Raw genomic sequence first — 13392 nt, 5'->3', positions numbered from 1 at the left:
TCGCGGGTTCGAGTCCCGTCCGCTCCGCCACTAATTTGAAGGCCTTCCCTGATGGGAAGGCCTTTTTGCTATGGGCGTTTTTGCCCAGTGATCCACAGTTTTGCACACCAGAACCAACACAAAGCCCAGTCTGACGACTGGGTTTTGATGTTTTAGCCTGCTGGTGAGCTGCCGACATCCCACCGCGATGGCAATACCTTCCCCCTGTTGGCGTTCTTGCTACTGTTTCCAGCTCTGTATCGCATCACACCCCACCTTGGCCATAGTGCATGACGATTAAATCAGGCCATCTTGCAACGGTACGTCATCGCTTCCACTTGTTTGTGTAATCCCTTTTTTGCTTATGGATTTATTCCATTAAAACAGTCTCTTATCAAGAATGAGCGATTCTGCTGCAGGAATACCACATGAATCAAATGATAATGATTATTGTTTGAATGATTCTGGCGAGGTCGTTACAATGCGGGCTGATTAATAAAGTGCTTTTCAAATGAGCCTTTTCTAATGCTGCGTCTGGCCGGATGCTAGGGCGTTGTAATGAGTGAAGTAAGGGAATACGTCACCTTCCTACTAATAATGTTCAGGCTAAAACATGACAACAGTGAAACCGAACAAGCTTGCCTTGCTGATCTGCTCCCTTCTTGCGACCCAGGCCTATGCTGCCGAACAAGAGGTGATGGTCGTCACCGCTTCCGGCTTCCAGCAGAAGATTGAAGACTCTGCCGCCTCCATCTCCGTGATTACCCGTGAGCAGCTGGAAAAGCGGGCCTATCGCGATGTGACTGACGCCCTGAAGGATGTTCCCGGTGTTGTGGTGACCGGTGGTGGCAGCAGCAGTGATATCAGCATTCGCGGTATGGGCTCGAAATACACCCTGATGCTGGTTGATGGCAAGAAGGTGGATAGCCGTGGCACTCGCCCGAACAGCGATGGTCCGGGTATCGAGCAGGGCTGGCTGCCGCCACTGCAGGCGATTGAGCGGATTGAGGTCGTCCGTGGTCCCATGTCATCCCGTTATGGTTCCGATGCCATGGGGGGCGTGATTAACGTCATTACCCGCAAGACCACCGGTCTGGCCTGGCAGGGCTCGGTTCATGCTGATTCGACCTTCCAGGAGAACAAGGATGCTGGCAACAGTTTCCAGACCGATGCCTACACCGCAGGTTCACTGATCGATGGCGTGTTGGGGCTGCGTTTCAACGGGCAGCTCGCCCATCGTGGTGAAGACAAATTTATCCAGGGTTTTGCGGAGCAGGAGACTCGCAGTGGCACGGCGGTGCTCAGCTTCAAGCCTGATGACCATAACCGCTTCGATCTGGAGGCCAGTCGCAGTCTGCAGGATCGGGATCGCACGGCCGGCAATTCGCTGGCTGCCAAGGCGAAAGATAGCCTTAACCGCTACGAGCGCACCAACTATGCGCTGACCCATGATGGCCAGTATGATTTCGGCTCTTCCAGCAGCTATCTGCAGCAGGAGATCAATACCAACCCCGGCCGCCAGATGGAGCTCACCAACACCATCGCAGATACCCATACCCAGTTTATTCTGGGTGATCACTACCTGAGCGTCGGTGGTCAGTATCGCTATGAGGATCTGCACGATCAGGGCAATACCCTGAAAGTGGCCAACCCTGCCGAGCAGCTGACCCGCTGGAGCTGGGCGATGTTTGTCGAGGATGAGTGGTCACTCACTGACAGCTTTGCCCTGACCGGTGGCGCCCGCATGGATCGGGACCAGAACTACGGTTCTCACTGGAGCCCGCGCCTCTACGGCGTCTGGCATCTGGATGATAGCTGGACCCTGAAAGGAGGCGTATCGACCGGTTACCGCTCTCCTGACTTGCGGATGTCGGCGGCCAACTGGGGTCAGGTCACCGGTGGTGGTAGCCTGGATGGTATGCTTGTCGGTAACCCGGACCTCAAACCCGAGACTAGCGTGAGTGAAGAGATCGGTCTGCTGTGGAACGGTCATCAGGGTTTCAACGCCGGGGTTACCCTGTTCAACACCGACTTCAAGAACAAGATCTCCGAAGTGCGTCGCTGCACCAGCAAGAGTGATCCCGCCTGTACCCTCAATGGGTACAGTTATGACTTCATCAGTGATCGGGTCAACGTCGACAAGGCGAACATGCGCGGGGTCGAGGGGATGATGGATTGGGCTATCAACGAGGATTGGTCGGTCAGCTCCAGCTACACCTTTACCCAGTCCGAGCAGAAGAGTGGTCCACTGGCGGGTCATGCCCTCAACCAGATGCCCCGTCACATGTTCAACGGCAGTGTTGACTGGCAAACCACCGAGGATCTCAGCCTCTGGTCACGGGTCAACTTCCGTGGCGAGACCTCCGAGTACCTGAGCCGTGTCAAGATGGCGGAGGGGACTCCTTCCTACACCTTCTTTGACATGGGCCTGGTCTACAAGGCCAACAAGCATCTGGCTCTGACCGCAGGGGTCTACAACCTGTTCGACAAGACGGTGGATTACAGCAGCTATGGCACTGTGTTGGATGGTCGCCGCTACAACCTGGGCGTGACCTACAACTTCTGATAGGAAACGTCTCATGCGGCCGCCATCTTCTGATGGCGGCCGTTTTTATTGCGCGTCCGTCAGAGGGCTATGCCTGATAGGGGGCGGCTTGCCAGGTATTGCGCCCCAGTCCCTTGGCCTGATACATGAGGGCGTCAGCCTGCCGTAGTAGCTGCTCGGCATCAGCCTCTCTCTCTGCGGCGACCCAGACTGCCCCGGTGCTGATGGATAGTGTCACTGCACTATTATCGGTGTACAGAGTTTGTTGATTGCACTCCTGACAGAGGCGTTTGGCCCACTGCTCTGTCTCTGCCAGCGTGGCCAACGGCAGCAGCAGGCAAAACTCCTCGCCGCCGATGCGAGCCAGCAGAGCCTCTTCGGGTAACAGGTTCGTCACAGTCGTGGCCAGCTTTTCCAGCAACAGATCCCCGATGCCATGACCAAAGCGGTCATTGGTCTCCTTGAAGTGATCCACATCGAACAGCAGTAGAGCACAGGGCTCCCCGCTTGCCAGTCGTTGCTCCATGGCAGGCATGAATGCCCGTCGGTTGAGCAGGCCGGTCAGGGGGTCGGTACTGGCCTGCTTCTCCAGTCTGGCGTTGGCGCGGCTCAACTCGGTGGTACGGCTGGCAACAGCGCGGCGCAGTTGCACTATGTAGGCCACCATGATTAACACTCCGGCCAACAGCAGCCAGGGACCGAGATGGATGGGGTAGACGGTTTCGACATGCATCCATTTGCGGATGATCCGCTCCCGATCGCTCTCTTTGAGCTTGGCGAACCCCTCTTCCAGCCGGTTTAACAGGGCAAGGTCGCCCTTTTTCACTGCAAAGCGGATCTGGTCGGTATAGAGGTGGCGAACCGGAATAAAGCGGGTGGGATCGTCCGAGGTATAGATGTAGAAGTTGGCGACCTGCAGATCGGCGATAAAGGCCTTCACTTCACCCTTGAAGGCCGCAGCCAGCAGGGTGTCATTGTCATTGAAGGTTTGCAGTCTGGTGCCGGGGAAGTAGCGTCTGGCGTAATACTCCTCGTAGCCACCGGCTACCACACCGACCGTTTCATGGAGCAGGTAGTAGTGGACATCGGTGCCGCGCAATTCGCTCGAGAAGAAGAGCTGGGAGTCGAGCTGGGCGAGAGGCCGGCCATAGTCGAACAGTTTGCCCCGCTCCGGTGACCAGAGCAGTCCGGCGTGAACGTCCGCTTTCCCCTCATGGAGCAGGTCGAGGGAGCCTTGCCAGTCGACCAGCCTGAACTCGATCTTCTGGCCGGTCACTCGGGCATATTCACGCCACAAATCGATCAGCAGGCCATCCGGCTGGCCCGACTCATTGATATAGGAGAAGGGCTGCCAGGCTTTGGAGTTGGTAATGATGAGCGGCTCTTCCGGGGCTTTGGCCCAGGCAGGTAGGGCAAGGGCGAGCAGCAGGAGCCCCCACCCGATACTGACTATGACTCCTGTCCTGGAAGAGGCCATCCTTGCTCCAATCCGTTGCCGTATACCGTCCCGTGGTCACCGATTATCACCGTCTTTCTCATCGAAGAACAAGCGCTCAAATGATGAAGTTTGCATGATGCAAATGGCGCCATGACAAGGCTGGCGGATAGAGTAACTACTTACAGCGGCAGGCTGATCCGCGCCTCCAGTCCCCCCTGTGGCCGATTGAGCAGGGTCAACTCGCCGCCGTGCTGATGCACCAGAGTGCGGGCAATTGAGAGCCCGAGCCCCACGCTGCCGGACTCGGTGTTGCGCGCTTCATCGAGCCGCACGAACGGCTTGAACACATCCTCGAGCCGCGCCGGATCGATCCCCGGCCCGTTATCGCAGACCCGGATCAACAGCTCCTCCTTGCGCCGCTCCAGCGACACTTCGGCGCTGCCGGCATATTTGATGGCGTTGCCGATCAGGTTCTGCAGCACCCGGCGCAGGGTGTTGGCTCGGCAGGCGTAGACCTCTTTGCCCTCCGCCAGACAGGTGACCGGCTGGCCGGTATCGGCATAGTCATCGCACAGGCTGACCAGCAGGCTGACCAGATCCAGCTCGCGGGTGGCCTCCTGCTGCCCCTCCTCGCGGGCAAAGCTGAGGGTGGCCGCCAGCATCTGCTCCATCTGCTGCAGGGTCTGCTGGATGCGCTCCTTGTCCTCGCCATCGGCCAGAAACTCGGTGCGTAGCCGCAGGCTGGTGATGGGGGTGCGCAGGTCGTGGGAGATGGCCGCCAGCATCCGGGTTCTGTCCTGCACGAAGCGGTCGAGCCGGGTGTGCATCCGGTTGAAGGCCTGAATCGATTCGCGGATCTCGGTCGGTCCCTCTTCTTTCAAGGGTTCGATATCCTCGCCCCGCCCGAGCCGCTCCGCATTGCCTGCCAGCTGCTTGAGCGGGCGGGTGGCACGGCGAAACAGCAGCACCATCAGCCCGATCACCAGACTGGCGACCAGCATCAGGTTGAGGGTGGTCTGCCACGACCAGCTGCCCGCCTCCTTGTCGACCAGCGAGCTGAACTGCAGCCAGCCCCCCTGGGGCAGTTCGATGGAGCCATAGAGCCGCATATCTCGTGGCGGGGGCGGCCCCTTGCGATCCCGCATCATGCGGGCGTGATGCTCCCAGGCTTTGCTGCGCTGGGCATCCTCTTTCAGCTCGGCGCTGATCTCTATGGTGAGACCCTGCGGGTAGCCGAGCCGAGAGCGCACCAACTGCTCGAAGCGGGGGCTGCGATTATCCGGTTGCAGTGGTTCGTCTGAGAGGCGCAGCAGCAGGGTTTCGCTGCGGCTCGCCTTGAGGATCTCGTCATAGAGAGATGGGGGTGATAGAGAGAGCAGCCTGACCACAGAGATGATCCGCTGCATGGCGTTGCGGCTGTTGACGAAGCCAAGCGCCTCCTCCCGATCCGAGCGGTAGATCTGGATGCTGAGCAGCTGGATCAGGATCAGCCCCGCCAGCGCCACCAGAATGATCTGGCCTGTCAGCCCCTTGGGCCATATTTTTGCCCACAGTCGTTTCAAAAAGGTCACCGCTTATGCCTGCGTCACGTCGGCGGAGAACATATAGCCGCCACCCCAGATGGTCTTGATCAGCTCCGGATTCTTGGGATCCCGCTCCAGCTTGCGGCGCAGTCGACTCACCAGAGTATCGATGGCGCGATCGAAGGCCACCGCCTCGCGGCCACGGGCCAGATCCAGCAGTTGATCCCGGCTCAGCACCCGTTGCGGGCGTTCGAGAAACACCTTGAGCAGATCGAATTCGGCGGTGGAGAGGCTGAGGCCCACCCCATCCTCATCGACCAGCTCCCGGCGATTGACGTCGAGCAGCCAGCGATCGAAGCGCAGATCCCGGGTCAGGGTGTCAGCGGCAGGTTGTGTCTCGGCTTGGGTGCGGCGCATCACCGCCTTGATCCGCGCCAGCAGCTCGCGCGGGTTGAAGGGCTTGGCCAGATAGTCATCGGCCCCCATCTCCAATCCGATGATGCGGTCGGTCTCTTCCCCCATGGCAGTGAGCATGATGATGGGCAGGTTCGATTTGACCCGCAGCTCGCGGCAGAGGGTCAGACCATCTTCACCCGGCATCATCAGATCCAGCACCAGCAGGTCGAACTCCCGCTCCTCCAGCAGTCGCTTCATCTCCTTGCCATCCCGGGCGCAGCTGACCCGCAGGCCGTGCTGTTCCAGAAAGCGTTTCAAGAGATCGCGGATCTCGCTGTGGTCGTCGACCACCAGAATGTGGGTGTTGCCCTGGTTCATGAATACCTCCCCTTCTTGGCGTTGGCCCGAGTATACGAAAATCCGGACGGCGGTTTGTGTCAAAGTGTGCCAGATCCGCACGATGCCACACTCTGCTACAAAAAAGGGCGATGCTGGCAAAGTTCAGACACCGATAGGGTGTTTACTTGAGGGCAAGGCAAGAGCGCCGAACCAGAATCATCCCTACAGGAGATAGACCATGAAAAAGCTGACCAAAACCCTGCTGACCGCCACCCTGATCCTTGGCCTGCCGCTGGGTGCCTATGCAGCCAGTGAAGCAGCCCCCACTGGCCAGCCCGGTGCCATGGTGGATTGCCCGATGGACGGTGGTGGCATGATGGGTGGCAAACACCACGGTGGTCGCCACGACAAGATGGCCCGCATGCAGAACATGACCCCGGAGCAGATCCAGGCCAACCTGCAGCAACGTTATGACCGCATTGAAGATCCGGCCAAGAAGGCGGAGTTTATCAAGAAGCTCAACGAGCGTGCCGCCGGTATGACCAAGCACGCCGAAGCGATGAAGCAGTTCGCCGAAGCGAACCAGTAACAGCGCCAGCTGTTATCAACCCAAGGGTGGCCGAGGCCACCCTTTTTGTGTTTACTGCGTTGAGTAGCAGATTGGTTAAACGCTGGTGATAGCCAATAAAAGAGGGGAGCCTGATGCTCCCCCTCTTGCTATCTGTGCCGGTGCGGGTGTGCAACCGACTTCACCGGACGAGCGAACTTAGCCCTGAGCCTTGTCGGTCAGGTCTACTTTCTTGACGGTTTCGCCTTCGAACTTGATGACCACGTTTTTCTTGGCTGCGTCGGTATCTTTCAGCAGGGTTTTGGTGGTTTCTGCCAGCAGCGGAGAGGCCTTCTTCAGGGCATCTAGGTCATAGGTCCACACTTCCAGACCGGCCTCGGTCTTGGTAGAGGCAGGAGCGCCCAGTTTCTCTTTGACTGCCTGCTTGTTGGAGCCGCCTTCTTTGATATCCAGCGCCTTTTTGATGGCTTCGTTGGATGCGCTGTCCATGGCACCGGATACGGCAGTGCTGGCCGCATCCTTGACGCTGCTGGTGACGCTGTCGGTCAGCGAATCCATCAGGCCGGCATTGGCAAACAGGGGCAGGGTGGTGAGGGCAACCAGCAAACTCTTTTTCATTTTCTACAGCTTCCATGGGTTCAATGAGGCGGCTATGAAATCAGCAAAGATATTGGGCGTCAAGTGAGGCATGCAATTAACATTTCTGTTAACTGGATCTCATTTCTCACCAGTTGCAAATAGTTTTGGTATCTCCCGCACCAGCCAGCTTTTGGCCTTGCCCATGGTGTCTCGCCGCCAGGCCAGCACCACCTGCAATTGATGGCGATATTCGGGGCTGATCACCTTGAGCCGACCGGCCCGGATGTCTTCCTCAATCCAGCTCTGTGGCATGGTGCCGACGCCGATCCCTGCCAGCAGGGCATCCCGTTTCTCCGTCATGGTGCTGACAGTGAGGCGCGGCTGCTTGTCCAGCAGGCGGTAGGTGAGAACCGGTTTGCGCAGGGCTGTGTCGGCCACCGCGATGGCGCGGTAGCGGCGCAGGGTCTCGTCGGCCAAGGGTTCGGGCTCCTGATGCAGCGGGTGATCGGGATGGGCGACGTAGAGCATCACCTCGTCCTTGATCACCTGATGCTTGATGCCGGTCATCATGATGTCGGGGTTGATGGAAGAGATAAGCAGGTCGGCGCGACCATCTTCCAGACACTCCCAGCTACCCGCCAGCACCTCGGCCCGCAGCCGCAGTCGGGTATCGGTCTGTTCGGCCAGCTTCTCCACCAAGGGGTAGAGGGCCTGCACCGGGACCAGCGCATCGACGGCGACTGTGATGTCGGTCTCCCAGCCACGGGCCAATGCCCGGGTCTCTCCCACCAGATGCTCGGCTGCCTCCAGCAGGACCCGGCCGCGCTCCAGCAGCATGCGCCCCGCCGGGGTGAACTTGGTGCGGTGGCCGCTGCGGTCAAACAGCATGGCATCCAGTTCGTCTTCCAGCTTCTGCACCGTATAGCTCAATGCCGAGGGCACCTTGCCCAGCTCGTCGGCCGCCGCCGCAAAGCTACCGCGGCGGTCGATGGCATCCAGCACCCGGATTGCCTCCAGGGTCAGCGCCCGCTCCTTGTTCGATTCCTTGGCCATTCCTCACCTTCAATTTTTTTGAATATGTTTGCCAGTTTATCTCGCTAACAAGTTAGGTCATGTCACTTTAATATTCAATCAACGCTTAGGCAGGAACGTCGAGCGGCCAAATATGCGGGTAGTTCCGCACTGTGACACACCAAATCGGTCTGTCTGACGTCGGTGAAAGAACAACACACTATTTGAATAACCTCTTGCATGGATGCATTGATTCTGGCCGAAAAGGCCTTGGCAATGACATATAAAACAAGAGAGTGAATGAACATGAAAAACGTAATCAAGATGCTGGCCGTTGCAGGCCTGATGACCACTGGTTTCGCCCAGGCTTCCGTACCGGCTGACTTCAATGCCATGCCCGGTGTGCTGTTTGTGAACTGGAACGCCACTGCCGCAATGGATGGCAAAGCCAATCCGATGCTTGAAGTGCGTGACGAGTCTGGCGATCTGCTGGCATCGGTCCACGCCAACCTGACAGGCACCCAGCAGGTGCGGATCCCGAGCCGTACCCAGGGCAACCTGACCGTCAGCCTGGCTGACCAGAGCAGCGAATACCGTATTCCGTTCGGCATCGGTAGCGGCAAACAGCGTTAATCAACCGTCCCGGTAGGTGAGGAGCACACCATGATGCAATTGAGAGCCGCAGAAGCGCGGGGCAAGGCCAACTTTGGCTGGCTGGACGCGCGCCACAGTTTCTCCTTCGGTCACTACTATGACCCGGAGTGGATGGGGCACTCGGTACTGCGGGTGATCAATCAGGATCTGGTTGCGCCGGGTGGCGGATTCGCCACCCACCCTCACGCCAATATGGAGATCCTCACCTGCGTGCTGCAAGGCACCATAGAGCACAAGGACAGCCTCGGCCATGCCGAGCAGATCCCGGCAGGGGATTTCCAGCTGATGAGCGCAGGCAGCGGGATCCGCCACAGCGAGTACAACCCCTCGCAGACGGAACCCCTCTCCCTGTTGCAGATCTGGATCGAGCCGAATGAAGTCAGCACGCCACCCGGATATCAGCAGAAGAAGATCGAGTCCAGACCGGGTATGACGCTGGTGGCGTCACCGGATGGCGAGGCGGGATCCTTCGTGATCCGCCAGCAGGCCCGCGTATGGCGGCTGGAACTGGCCCCGGGCGAGACGCTCGAATGGGCACTGGCTGGCCGACACGGTTACCTGCAGATGATTTCAGGGGAGTTGACCGCCAACGGTCTGGCTGCCCGACCCGGCGACGGGGTACTCAGTCGTGATGAATACCGGTGGGAGCTGGTTGCGACCAGTGCCAGCCAAGCTCTGTTATTTGACCTACCCTGAAGCAGTCAGCGGTGATGTGACACAAACGAGGAATATGAAATGGACAAGATGAAAGATGTAGCGCTGCTGGCGGGTCGTGTACTGCTGGCGCTGATGTTCGTAATGGCGGGCTGGAGCAAGATCGGTGGCTATGCCGGAACTCAGGGCTATATGGAAGCGATGGGCGTGCCGGGCTTTATGTTGCCGCTGGTGATCCTGCTTGAGCTGGGTGGTGGCCTTGCCGTCGTGCTCGGTCTCTTTACCCGCAGCCTCTCCGTGCTGCTGGCCGGTTTCACCCTGATGGCTGCCTTTATTTTCCACTACCAGCCTGCCGAACAGATGCAGATGCTGATGTTTATGAAGAACGTCTCAGTGGCCGGTGGTTTCCTGGCGCTGGCGGCGGCCGGAGCAGGGGCTTTCAGTGTGGATGCCCGTCTCGGCAAAAACTGGTAATGCCCTGAAGAGTCAAGTTTTCCAATGCCTTTTGGCCGGTGCAACTGCACCGGCTTTTTTCTGTCTGCGTTTTCCGGATAGGTGAGGCGGCGCGTCAAATCTGCGGCGCCCCTCATGATTCAGCGGTTTACCCGCCTGCTGGCCACAAGTGCCTTTTGCATCTTCCCCCTCGATCCCCGACAATTCCTTTTCTTGTGAAGTGACGGAAATGGCTCGCCTTTTCCCTCGCCCCCTCTCATCCACAGGCGGGAATTGCTCATGTTTACCCTCTACCACTCCAATCAGCTGGATCTGCTCAAAGAGCTGCTGGTGAGCCGCATCCGGCAGGCCCCCCTCTCTCACCCCTTCGATCGGGAGCAGATCCTGGTGCAGAGTCCGGGTATGGCCCAGTGGCTCAAGCTGGAGCTGGCCAAAGCGTTCGGCATCGCCGCCAATATCGATTTTCCGCTACCCGCCAGCTTTATCTGGGAGATGTTCACCCGGGTGCTGGCAGATGTGCCGCGCCAGAGCCCCTACAACAAGGGCTCCATGAGCTGGCAGCTGATGACCATTCTGCCTGCCTTGCTGGATCGCCCCGCCTTTGCCCCGCTCGCCGCCTATCTGGGTGGGGGAGATGACGAGGATCCCGCCAGAGATCCCGAGCAGGTGCGGTTGTGGCAGCTCTGCCAGAAGGTGGCGGATCTCTTTGACCAGTATCTGGTCTACCGGCCGGACTGGATCGCCCGTTGGGAAGAGGGGGAAGGATTGAGTCAGGAGCTGGCCGGGGTGAGCGGTCAGGATTGGCAGCCCGAGCTGTGGCGCGAGCTGGTGGCCCGCACGCTGGCGCTCTCTCCGAGCGGCTACCACCGCGCCAACCTCTACGAGGAGTTTATCAACGAGCTGGAGCGTACCGCCGATCTGCCGGGCAAGCTGCCGCAGCGGGTCTTCGTGTTCGGCATTTCGGCGCTGCCGCCGCGCTATGTGGAGGCGCTGCTGGCCCTCGGCAGTCGGCCGGAGGTGGAGGTGCACCTGTTCGTCACCAACCCCTGCCGCTACTACTGGGGGGATCTGCTGGATCGCAAGACGTTGGCGCGCCTCGAAAACAAGCTCAAACCCGGCACCGATATCGAGACGTTGCAGGGCCCCGCCAACCCGCTGCTCGCCTCCATGGGCAAGCTGGGGCGCGACTATCTGCATCAGCTGATGGAGCTGGAGGTGCCGCAAATCGAGGCCTTCGTCGATATCGACGAGGTGGATGGCAAGGGCAATATCAAGCTGCTGCGCGCCATCCAGAAGGATGTGCTGGAGCTGGCCGAGCGAGGCGCCGGTCAGTTCGATCTCGACAGCAGCCATCACAAGAGCCCCATCGATCCGGCGGATGGATCCTTGCAGATCCACGCCTGCCACGGCCCGATGCGCGAACTCGAGGTGCTGCACGATCGGCTGCTGGCGCTGTTCGAGCAGGATCCGACCCTCACCCCGAAAGATGTGGTGGTGATGATGCCGGATGTGAACAGCTACGGCCCCTACATTCAGGCGGTGTTTGGCGCGCGCGGCCAGATCCCGTTTGCGGTATCGGATCGGGCGGCGAGTCAGGAGAGCCCGCTGCTGCAAAGCTTCCTCGCCCTGCTCAGGCTGCCCAATGCCCGCTTCGGGGCAGGCGAGCTGCTCGCCATTCTCGAGGTGCCCGCCGTGCTGCGCCGTTTCGAGCTGGATGACGACGAGTTCAACCAGCTGCGGGTCTGGGTGCAGGAGACCGGCATCCGCTGGGGGCTGAACGACGGCTACCCCGTCTGTTTCGATCTTCCGCCCATGTCCGGCAACAGCTGGCTGTTCGGCCTGCGCCGCATGCTGCTCGGTTTTGCCATGGGCGACGGCGAGCCGGTGGCGGGCATTCTGCCCTACGCCGACATCGAGGGGCAGCAGGGGGTGGCACTCGGCAAGCTCGCCTGGTTTGTCGATTCGCTGGCCGAATTCCTGCCCCGCCTGCAACAGGCGCAGCCGCTGGCCGAGTGGAACGCCTGCCTGCTGGCGCTGCTGGAGCGCTTCTATCTGGCCGACGAGGATGAAGAGCGTCAGCTCCAGCTCATTCGCAGCCAGCTGGTCGAGTGGCAGACCCGGCTCGGCGAAGCCCGTTTCGAGCAGCCCATCAGCGCGGATCTGCTACAGGACTACCTTGGCAGCGTGCTGGGGGAGTCCCGCTCCAGCCAGCGCTTCCTTGCCGGTCAGGTCAACTTCTGCACCCTGATGCCGATGCGCTCCATCCCCTTCAAGCAGGTCTGTCTGCTCGGTATGAACGACGGCGTCTACCCGCGTACCCTGGCCCCCATGGGGTTCGATCTGATGGCGGTGGCGTCGCGGCGCGGGGATCGCTCCCGTCGTGATGATGACCGCTACCTCTTCCTCGAGGCGCTGCTGAGTGCCCAGCAGGGGCTCTATATCAGCTATCAGGGCTTCAGCGCGCAGGACAATAGCGACAAGGTGCCGTCGGTGCTGCTGGCGGAGCTGATCGACTATGTGCGGCAGGGCTTCGTGCTGGCGGGGGATGAGGATCTCGATGACGAAACCTCCGGCAAGCGGCTGCTCAACCACCTGATGGTGGCGCATCCGCTCACCCCCTACAGCCGCAATTACTTCTACCCGGAGCCGGGTTCGCGCCTCTTTACCTATGCCGCCGACTGGCTGCCCGCCCTCAATCCGGTGCGCGGCGCGGCCAACTTCCAGAGCGGCGAGCTCCCGCTGCCCCCCGAATGGGGCAAGGAGCAGGGGCTGGAGCTGGCGGAGCTGCTGCGCTTCTATCGCCAGCCCACCAAATATTTCCTCAACCGTCGCCTCAAGGTGTGGTTTGAGCTGAACGAGGCCAACATCGAGGACAGCGAGCCGTTCGAGCTGGATGGCCTGCAACATTATCAGCTGAAAGATCTGCTGCTCGATGCCCATCTGGCGGAAGGTGAAAGTACCGAGCGGCGCGAGCGGTTGCAGCTCACCGGCCTGTTGCCGCAAGGGTGGTTCGGCAGCCTGCTGCTGGACGATCTGGATGCCGAGATGGGCAAGCTGGCGGATCGGCTGCGGCCATGGGTTGCGGCCAATGAGTCAGAAAAACAGGCGGTGGAGATCGATATCTCCCTGACTCAGGGTCAGCTGCAAGGGTGGATCGACACCCAGAAGGGGCGTTTGCTGGTGGTCAAACCCGGCAGCTTCAACGGCAAGGATCTGCTGCTGGGCTGGATCCAGCACCTCTGCCTCTCATTGA

At 59.9% G+C, this 13392-nt stretch carries 11 protein-coding genes; 6 read left to right on the top strand and 5 right to left on the bottom strand.

Annotated features, from left to right (window positions below):
* The first annotated feature begins 592 nt into the window (after nt 1–592).
* Nucleotides 593–2545, top strand: coding sequence for a ligand-gated channel protein (locus G5358_RS17510; RefSeq protein ID WP_216952671.1), 1953 nt, complete (start codon nt 593–595; stop codon nt 2543–2545).
* A 67-nt stretch (nt 2546–2612) separates the two neighbouring features.
* On the opposite strand, the gene G5358_RS17505 is transcribed toward G5358_RS17510, so the two are convergent.
* The 3 genes from G5358_RS17505 to G5358_RS17495 all read right to left on the bottom strand — a co-directional run bounded on the left by G5358_RS17505 (nt 2613) and on the right by G5358_RS17495 (nt 6259).
* Entirely contained in the window at nt 2613–4001 is a 1389-nt protein-coding gene (locus G5358_RS17505; protein ID WP_216952672.1) for a transporter substrate-binding domain-containing diguanylate cyclase, read from the bottom strand.
* 140 nt (nt 4002–4141) lie between these two features.
* The gene (locus G5358_RS17500) at nt 4142–5503 is read right to left on the bottom strand and encodes an ATP-binding protein (RefSeq protein ID WP_216954487.1); all 1362 of its coding nucleotides are present in this window, start codon (nt 5501–5503) and stop codon (nt 4142–4144) included.
* Nucleotides 5504–5536: 33 nt separating this feature from the next.
* On the bottom strand, nt 5537–6259 hold the full coding sequence (locus tag G5358_RS17495; protein ID WP_216979694.1) for a response regulator: 723 nt from the start codon (nt 6257–6259) through the stop codon (nt 5537–5539).
* A 199-nt stretch (nt 6260–6458) separates the two neighbouring features.
* On the opposite strand from G5358_RS17495, the gene G5358_RS17490 reads away from it, so the two are divergent.
* Complete coding sequence (locus G5358_RS17490) at nt 6459–6809, top strand: hypothetical protein (protein ID WP_005355311.1); 351 nt, start codon at nt 6459–6461, stop codon at nt 6807–6809.
* A 177-nt stretch (nt 6810–6986) separates the two neighbouring features.
* Here G5358_RS17490 and G5358_RS17485 read toward each other — a convergent pair whose 3' ends face one another.
* Nucleotides 6987–7406 carry a hypothetical protein gene (locus G5358_RS17485; protein WP_139406620.1) on the bottom strand — a complete coding sequence of 140 codons (420 nt, stop codon included), beginning with the start codon at nt 7404–7406 and terminating at the stop codon, nt 6987–6989.
* A gap of 99 nt (nt 7407–7505) precedes the next feature.
* Entirely contained in the window at nt 7506–8420 is a 915-nt protein-coding gene (locus G5358_RS17480; protein WP_043821788.1) for a LysR family transcriptional regulator, read from the bottom strand.
* A gap of 258 nt (nt 8421–8678) precedes the next feature.
* On the opposite strand from G5358_RS17480, the gene G5358_RS17475 reads away from it, so the two are divergent.
* The 4 genes from G5358_RS17475 to recC form a co-directional block, all read left to right on the top strand.
* The gene (locus G5358_RS17475; protein WP_013723379.1) at nt 8679–9011 is read left to right on the top strand and encodes a hypothetical protein; all 333 of its coding nucleotides are present in this window, start codon (nt 8679–8681) and stop codon (nt 9009–9011) included.
* 30 nt (nt 9012–9041) lie between these two features.
* Complete coding sequence (locus G5358_RS17470; protein WP_335830710.1) at nt 9042–9728, top strand: pirin family protein; 687 nt, start codon at nt 9042–9044, stop codon at nt 9726–9728.
* Between the two features lie 39 nt (nt 9729–9767).
* Complete coding sequence (locus G5358_RS17465) at nt 9768–10160, top strand: DoxX family protein (RefSeq protein WP_005336513.1); 393 nt, start codon at nt 9768–9770, stop codon at nt 10158–10160.
* Nucleotides 10161–10418: 258 nt separating this feature from the next.
* Nucleotides 10419–13392: exodeoxyribonuclease V subunit gamma (recC, locus tag G5358_RS17460; protein ID WP_421324587.1), on the top strand; the 2974-nt coding region annotated here is incomplete at its 3' end.

Origin of the sequence: Aeromonas sp. 604176 (genome assembly GCF_049170755.1) — a bacterium.
In the GTDB taxonomy this organism is placed as follows: domain Bacteria; phylum Pseudomonadota; class Gammaproteobacteria; order Enterobacterales; family Aeromonadaceae; genus Aeromonas; species Aeromonas veronii_A.
This window is presented reverse-complemented; position numbering and strand designations above follow the sequence as displayed.

Bases quoted from the DNA above. Each gene is read 5' to 3' on its own strand.
- G5358_RS17510 (WP_216952671.1), top strand. From the start codon at position 593: ATGACAACAGTGAAACCGAACAAGCTTGCCTTGCTGATCTGCTCCCTT.
- G5358_RS17505 (WP_216952672.1), bottom strand. From the start codon at position 4,001: ATGGCCTCTTCCAGGACAGGAGTCATAGTCAGTATCGGGTGGGGGCTC.
- G5358_RS17495 (WP_216979694.1), bottom strand. From the start codon at position 6,259: ATGAACCAGGGCAACACCCACATTCTGGTGGTCGACGACCACAGCGAG.
- G5358_RS17490 (WP_005355311.1), top strand. From the start codon at position 6,459: ATGAAAAAGCTGACCAAAACCCTGCTGACCGCCACCCTGATCCTTGGC.
- G5358_RS17485 (WP_139406620.1), bottom strand. From the start codon at position 7,406: ATGAAAAAGAGTTTGCTGGTTGCCCTCACCACCCTGCCCCTGTTTGCC.
- G5358_RS17480 (WP_043821788.1), bottom strand. From the start codon at position 8,420: ATGGCCAAGGAATCGAACAAGGAGCGGGCGCTGACCCTGGAGGCAATC.
- G5358_RS17475 (WP_013723379.1), top strand. From the start codon at position 8,679: ATGAACATGAAAAACGTAATCAAGATGCTGGCCGTTGCAGGCCTGATG.
- G5358_RS17470 (WP_335830710.1), top strand. From the start codon at position 9,042: ATGATGCAATTGAGAGCCGCAGAAGCGCGGGGCAAGGCCAACTTTGGC.
- G5358_RS17465 (WP_005336513.1), top strand. From the start codon at position 9,768: ATGGACAAGATGAAAGATGTAGCGCTGCTGGCGGGTCGTGTACTGCTG.